Raw genomic sequence first — 6,590 nt, forward strand, 5'->3', positions numbered from 1 at the left:
TGACCAGGCTGGCCGCCGCGCTCTGGCCGCTCAGCGACGCCGACGCCGCGCGCCGGGTGGCCGGGCAGATCCGCGCCGGGGCGACGAAGCTCGGCACGGTCGCCTTCCACCGCACCGCGCAGGCCTTCCGGGAGGTCGTCACCACCGCCATGGACAAGGGCGCGGTGAGCCGGGCGGTCACCGATCGCATCCCCGCCGAGCTGAGCTACGACTGCGGGCCGTGCGCGGCGCGGCACGTCGCCGGGTCCCTCTTCCAGCAGGCCGGCTGGCCGGCGGCGTCCGGCTGGAGTGTCCGGGCGGGGTGCCCGGCTGGCGCCGCTGGCCGACCGACCGGCGCTGCCCACGCGGGCGGCGGGCACGGCGGGCCTGGTGCTGGCGTATCTCCGCCTGCTCGGACCGGCCACCGTGGCGGACGTGGCCGGCTTCCTGGGCACCTCCGCCACCGAGCTGCGGGCGGTGTGGCCGGCGGCCGAGCTGACCGAGGTCCGGGTGGACGGCCAGCGGGCGTGGCTGCCCACCGACCGCCTGGACGCGCTGCGCGGCGCCGAGCCGCTGGACGGCGTCCGCCTCCTGCCGACCGGCGACCCGTTCCTCCAGGCGCGGGACCGGGACGTCCTGGTCCCCGATCGGGCGCACCAGCGGGAGCTGTGGCGGATGCTCGGCAACCCGGGCGCGCTGCTGGTCGACGGCGAGATCAGCGGCACCTGGCGGGCCAAACAGTCCGGTCGGGGTCGGCTCGACCTGACCGTCACCCCGTTCACCCAGCTGTCGCGTCGGGCCGGCGAGCGGATCGAGGCGGAGGCCGAGACGGTACGACTGGCCCGTGGGGCGCCCGCCGTGACGGTCCGGGTGGAGACCGCCTGAGGGCACTCCCGGGCAGGACGGACGCCGGCCCCCACGAGGGGAGCCGGCGTCACAGCCCGCGGCGGACAGGTCAGTTGTTGGGCTCGTCGGCGCTGATGTCGGCCAGCACCGACTGCGGTTCCCGCTCGACCGCCAGGTCACCCATCGACACCAGGCCGACCAGCTTGCCGTCGTCGATCACCGGCAGCCGGCGTACGGCGTAGGTGCGCATCAGGTCGGCCGCGGCGACGGCGTCGTCGTACTGGCTGACCGTCACCACGTCCTTGCTGGTGATCTGGTTGAGCCTGGTGGTGTTCGGATCCATGTTCTCGGCCACCGCACGGACCGTGATGTCCCGATCCGTGACGATGCCGACCACGTCGTCTCCCGCGGTCACCACCACGTCGCCGATCGCGCTGTCCCGCATCTCCTGCGCCGCCGCGGTGAGCGTGTCGTTGCCGTCCATCGTCACCAACCGGGTCGTCATGAACTCTCCGACCGTTGTCATGGTGCTCCCCTCTCGGTGTCGGCAGGCCCCGTCTACCCGCCACACCGCAGCAGGTAACGCATGCTCAGCGGTGCCGCCGCAGCCGCCGCCGCAGGTCGTAGAAGCCGTTGCTGGACAGCGCGTAGAACGGCGGCAGCAGCAGGAAGATCACCAACGCCACCGGCACCGCGCCCAGCCAGCCGACCAGCGCGGCCACCCCGTACGCGCCGATGCCGAGCACCGCCCGACCGCGTTCTACGGCGAAGAACCGGGCCGGGACGTGCTCCTGCAACAGCTCCTCGTGCCGGCTGAGGTAGTGGTAGAGCCCGAGCCAGGCGGCGGAGAGCACCACCCCGACCGCCGCGTACAGCACCACCGCCACCGTCTCGTCGGCCCGGTCGCCGGCCTGCACCGACCGGGAGACGACGACCGTGGCGAACGGCAGCAGCGCGGTGCTGAAGAGCACCGCGAGGTTCCACCAGTGCAGGCCGCGATCGGTGCTGCGGATGCGGTGGTAGGTGCCCTTGTGGTTGAGCCAGCCCACCGCGACCCAGAGGTACGACGTCACGTACGCCAGGTAGGTCGGCCACTGTTCGAGCAGGAGGTGCCCCATCCCGCCGGGGTGCACCTCGGGCGGGTTGAGCTCCAGGACCAGCACCGTGATGATGATCGCGAAGACGGCGTCGCTGAACCCGACGGCCCGTGCGGTGTCCGACCGCAGCGCCTCCTCCTGCGCCGCGGCCGGTCCGGGTCGTGCCCGCTCGGCGCCCATCGGCTCCCCCGTTCCCGCCGGCCGTACGGTCGCCGGCGTTACGCAGGAGCCCGGTATACCCGCCCGGCCGCCGCCACACCGCCGCGTCCGCCTCTCAGCCGGGCGGGGGCATGCCGTAGACCCGCTCGACGTGCAGGCGCAGCACGAGGCGCCGCTCGGCGACCATGGCGGCGCGGAAGTCGTCCCAGTCTGGGTGTTCGCCCTGCACCGCCCGGTAGAGCCCGATCAGTTCCTCGACGGTGGGGTCGTCCGGTCCGGTCGCCACCGGGGTCAGCTCGGCCCGCGCCTCCGCCACCGCGTACGCCCACCCGTCGTCGCTGCTGACGTGGAAGCTGGCCCGGGGGTCGCGGCGCAGGTTGGCGGTCTTGGCCCGCCCGTCGGTGACCGAGACCCGGATCAGCGCACGCTCGCGGTCGAAGGCGTAGAGCACGTTGGACAGCTGCGGCCGGCCGTCCCGTTTGACGGTGGCGAGCACGCCGACCCGGCGGCCGGCGATGAGATCGTCCAGGGCCGCCCGGGTCCGTTCGTCCGCCATGGGATCCTCCGCGTCGACGTCGGCGTGGTACGCCGCGCGGGCGGCACACCTGAGAGGCACCAATATGCCCGTCCGGCAGGCCGCCCGCACCCGGATCGGGCCGCTCAGCGGAGTTCGGCGGCGACCAGCTCGGCGATCTGGACCGCGTTCAGCGCGGCGCCCTTGCGCAGGTTGTCGTTGGAGCAGAACAGCGCCAGGCCGTGCTCGACGGTCTCGTCGGCGCGGATCCGGCCCACGTACGTCGGGTCCTGGCCGGCGGCCTCCAGCGGGGTCGGCACCTCGGACAGGGCCACGCCGGGCGCGCCGTCGAGCAGCTCGCGGGCCCGCTGTGGGGTGAGCGGCCGGGCGAACCGGGCATTGATCTGGAGCGAGTGACCGGTGAAGACGGGCACCCGGACACAGGTGCCGGAGACCTTCAGGCCCGGGATGTCCAGGATCTTGCGGCTCTCGTTGCGCAGCTTCTGCTCCTCGTCGGTCTCGAACGAGCCGTCGTCGACGATCGAGCCGGCGAGCGGGAGCACGTTGAAGGCGATCGGCCGGGCGAAGGAGCGCGGCGTGGGGAACTGCACGGCGGCACCGTCGAAGGCGAGCGCGCTGGCGTCCTCGGCGACCTTGCGGACCTGCTCGTCCAGTTCGGCGACCCCGGCCAGGCCGGCCCCGGAGACCGCCTGGTACGTCGAGACGACCAGGCCGACCAGCTCCGCCTCGGCGTGCAGCGGGCGCAGCACCGGCATGGCGGCCATCGTGGTGCAGTTCGGGTTGGCGATGATGCCCTTCGGGCGGACGGCGGCGGCGTGCGGGTTGACCTCCGCCACCACCAGCGGCACCTCCGGGTCCATCCGGAACGCCGAGGAGTTGTCGATGACCACGGCGCCGGCGGCGGCGACCCGGGGGGCGAGCTCCTTCGCGGTGCCCTTGCCCGCCGAGAAGAGCACGATGTCCAGCCCGGAGTAGTCGGCGGTCGCCGCGTCCTCGACCGTCACCTCGCCGTCGCGCCAGGGCAGCGTGCGCCCGGCCGACCGGGCGGAAGCGAACAGCCGCACCTGCTCCGCCGGGAAGTCGCGCTCCGCCAGCACCTGCCGCATCACGCCACCGACCTGGCCGGTGGCCCCCACAATGCCGATCCTCATGCCCGCGAGGCTACCCAGGCGGCCGGTCCGGGCGGGAATGCTTTCCCACCGCCCGGACCGGATTCGCCCCGATCAGAGCGTGGCGTCCGTCACCTCGCCGAGCCCGGTCGCGACGAGTTCGTCGCGGATCACCGCCGCGTCGCCCTCCACCACCAGGGTCAGCGACTCCGGGTGCAGGTGGGCGGCGGCCGCGGCGGAGACCTCCGCCACGTCGGCGGCGAGCAGCGCCTCGCGCAGCCGGGCGTGGTAGTCGTCCGGCAGGTCGTGCACCACCAGGGTGGTCAGCGCCGACGCGATCGCCCGCGGGCTCTGCAACTCGACCGACAGCTGACCGGCCCGCCACGAGCTGGCCACCGCCAGCTCGTCGGCGGTCACCCCGCCGAGCTGGGTACGGGTGATCTCCCCGACCGCCTCCACCAGGGCCGGCGCGGTCACCGCGTTCTGCACGCCGGAGCTGACCGCGAACCGGCCGAAGCGGCGGGACGAGGCGAAGTCGCCCCGGATGCCGTAGGTGTAGCCGCGCACCTCCCGGATCAGGTGGTTGAGGCGGGAGGTGAACGCCCCGCCGAGCACCGTGCCGGCGAGCGTCATCGGCACGTGGTCCGGGTGGGCGCGGTGCGGCGACGGGTGCCCGAGCCGCAGCGTGGACTGCACCGAGCCGGGCCGGTCCACCAGGAGGATCCGCCGCCCGGTGTGCAGCGGCACCTCGATCGGGCCGCCGCGTTCGGCCGGGCCGCCGCCGGTGCCGGCGAACGCCGCCGCGGCGAGCGCGTCCAGGTCCAGGCGGTCCAGGTCGCCGGCGACGATCAGCGTGCCGGGCCGCAGGAACCACTCCGAGTGGAAGACGGTGACGTCCTCGACGTCCAGCGCGGCCACCGAGTCCGGGTCGCCGTACATCGGGCGGCCCCACCGGTTGTCGGCGCCGAAGAGGTCGGCGCGCAGCGCCGCGTCGGCGCGCGGGCCGGGGTTGGCCCAGTCCATCCGCAGCGCGGTCGCCTCGTCGTCGCGGACCCGGCGCACGTCCTCGGGGTCGAGCCGGGGCGTACGGACCGCCTCGGCGAGCAGCTCCACCGCCGCGCTCAACCGGTCCACCGGCACCTGCACGCTGACCTGGAAGGAGTCCCAGTCCAGCCCGGTCACCAGCTCGGTGCCGAGCCCTTCGACGGCGAGCGCGAAGGTGGTGGCGTCCCGCTGCGCGGTGCCCTCCTCCAACGCCTTGGCCAGCACCCCGCCGAGCCCCTCCTTGCCGACCGGCTCGCGGCCGGCCCCGGCGTCGAGCAGCAGCACCGCCACGGCGAGGTTCTGCCCGGGCAGGTGCGCGGCGACCACCCGGCCGCCGGCGACCTCCCGGCGGACCACGGCGGGAAACCGGTACGGGCGGGGAATGCCCGCGCCGGGACGGGCGGCGATCAGCGTCATGGGGTCTCCTCCGGCAGGTAGGTCAGGGTCACCCGGTCGTCGGCGCCGAGCAGCTCGGCGGCCTGCTCGGCGATCTGGTCGGCGGTCACCGCCAGCCAGGCCGGCAACCGCTCGGCGGCCTTGGCCGGGTCGCCGAACTGGGTGGCGTACCGGCCGAGGGTGTCCGCCCGGCCGTCCACCGTGGACATCTGCCGCCACCAGGCGGTGCTCAGCAGCGCCTTGGCGCGGTCCAGCTCGGCGTGGGTCACCGGCACGGTGGCCAGCTCGTCGACCACCTCGGCGACCCCGGCGGCCAGCCGCTCGGCGCCCACCCCGGGGCGGGCGGTGGCGGTGGCGATCAGCGGCGCCGGGGCGTGCGCCAGGTCCACTCCGTACGCCCCGACCAGGTCCGGCTGGGCGATCCGTTCCCCGTCCGCGAGGCGCTGGTAGAGGCGGCTGCCCCGGCCGCTGCCGAGCACCGCGGCGAGCACGGTGGTCACGTCGTACCCGGGGGTGCCGAAGGGGTGGGTGCGGTGCGCGACGTACACCCGGGGCGCGGGGACGTCGCTGGTGACGGTCTCGACGGCGGCCCGGCCGGTGGCCGTGACGGTCCGGCCGTCCGGCGCGGCCGGGATCTCCCCGCGCGTGGGGATCGCCCCGAAGTACTTGTCGGCGAGCGCGAAGACCTCGACGGCGGAGGCGTCGCCGACGACGGTGAGCACCGCGTTGTCGGGCGCGTAGTAGGTGGTGTGGAACGCCTGGAAGGTGGCCAGGTCGGCAGCGTTCAGGTCGGCCATCGAGCCGATCGTCGCGTGGTGGTACGGGTGGCCGGGCGGATACAGCAGCGGCAGCAGCCGCAGCCAGGCGTCGCCGTACGGCACGTTCTCGTAGCGCTGGCGGCGCTCGTTCTTCACCACGTCGCGCTGGTTGTCCAGCGTCTCCTGGGTGAGCGCCGGGACCAGGCCGCCCATCCGGTCGGCCTCCAGCCAGAGCGCCAGCTCCAGGTGCTCGGCCGGGACGGTCTCGAAGTAGTTCGTCCGGTCCGGGTTGGTGGTGGCGTTGAGGGAGCCGCCGGAGCCCTGGATCAGCTTCATGTGCTCGGTCTTGGCGACGTTGAGCGAGCCCTCGAACATCAGGTGCTCGAAGAGGTGGGCGAAACCGGTCTGCCCCGTCGGCTCGTGCCGGGAGCCCACGTCGTACCAGAGGTTGACCGCCACCGCCGGAGCGGTGCGGTCCTCGCTCACCACCACACGCAGGCCGTTGTCCAGTCGGGTCGTCTCGATGGGCCAGGGGTAACCGCTGTCGGGCATGACCCGACGCTATCCGATCTCCGGGGCGGAAAGGGGACAGCTGATCCGCCGGCGAGCCCGTGCGGCGCGGCGGGCATCCACCGGGCGGTGCGGGGTACCGCAGAGGGCATGCCGA

7 protein-coding genes and 1 pseudogene are annotated in these 6,590 nt (G+C 74.2%); 1 reads left to right on the forward strand and 7 read right to left on the reverse strand.

The window, feature by feature from the left end; translation table 11 throughout:
- Positions 1-181: hypothetical protein (locus tag JNW89_RS23410; RefSeq protein WP_238450510.1), on the reverse strand; the 181-nt coding region annotated here is incomplete at its 3' end.
- A 104-nt stretch (positions 182-285) separates the two neighbouring features.
- Between JNW89_RS23410 and JNW89_RS23415 the strand changes: the two are divergent.
- A pseudogene (locus JNW89_RS23415) lies at positions 286-864 on the forward strand (DNA glycosylase AlkZ-like family protein); the annotation flags it as partial.
- Between the two features lie 70 nt (positions 865-934).
- On the opposite strand, the gene JNW89_RS23420 reads toward JNW89_RS23415, so the two are convergent.
- The 6 genes from JNW89_RS23420 to JNW89_RS23445 form a co-directional block, all read right to left on the reverse strand.
- Positions 935-1,351, reverse strand: a complete 417-nt coding sequence (locus tag JNW89_RS23420; protein WP_238450512.1) for a CBS domain-containing protein — start codon at positions 1,349-1,351, stop codon at positions 935-937.
- 64 nt (positions 1,352-1,415) lie between these two features.
- A complete protein-coding gene (locus tag JNW89_RS23425; protein ID WP_238450513.1) occupies positions 1,416-2,102 on the reverse strand; it encodes a TMEM175 family protein in 687 nt (228 codons plus the stop codon).
- Positions 2,103-2,196: 94 nt separating this feature from the next.
- Entirely contained in the window at positions 2,197-2,637 is a 441-nt protein-coding gene (locus JNW89_RS23430) for a PPOX class F420-dependent oxidoreductase (protein WP_238450514.1), read from the reverse strand.
- A 104-nt stretch (positions 2,638-2,741) separates the two neighbouring features.
- Positions 2,742-3,767 (reverse strand): aspartate-semialdehyde dehydrogenase, encoded by a 1,026-nt coding sequence (locus tag JNW89_RS23435; RefSeq protein ID WP_088960654.1) that lies wholly within the window; start codon positions 3,765-3,767, stop codon positions 2,742-2,744.
- A 72-nt stretch (positions 3,768-3,839) separates the two neighbouring features.
- The gene (locus tag JNW89_RS23440) at positions 3,840-5,186 is read right to left on the reverse strand and encodes a pitrilysin family protein (protein WP_238450515.1); all 1,347 of its coding nucleotides are present in this window, start codon (positions 5,184-5,186) and stop codon (positions 3,840-3,842) included.
- The gene (locus JNW89_RS23445) at positions 5,183-6,475 is read right to left on the reverse strand and encodes a pitrilysin family protein (protein WP_238450516.1); all 1,293 of its coding nucleotides are present in this window, start codon (positions 6,473-6,475) and stop codon (positions 5,183-5,185) included. The genes JNW89_RS23440 and JNW89_RS23445 overlap by 4 nt, the downstream gene beginning before the upstream one ends.
- Positions 6,476-6,590: the final 115 nt, after the last annotated feature.

It is taken from the genome of Micromonospora sp. 4G55, assembly GCF_016803375.1.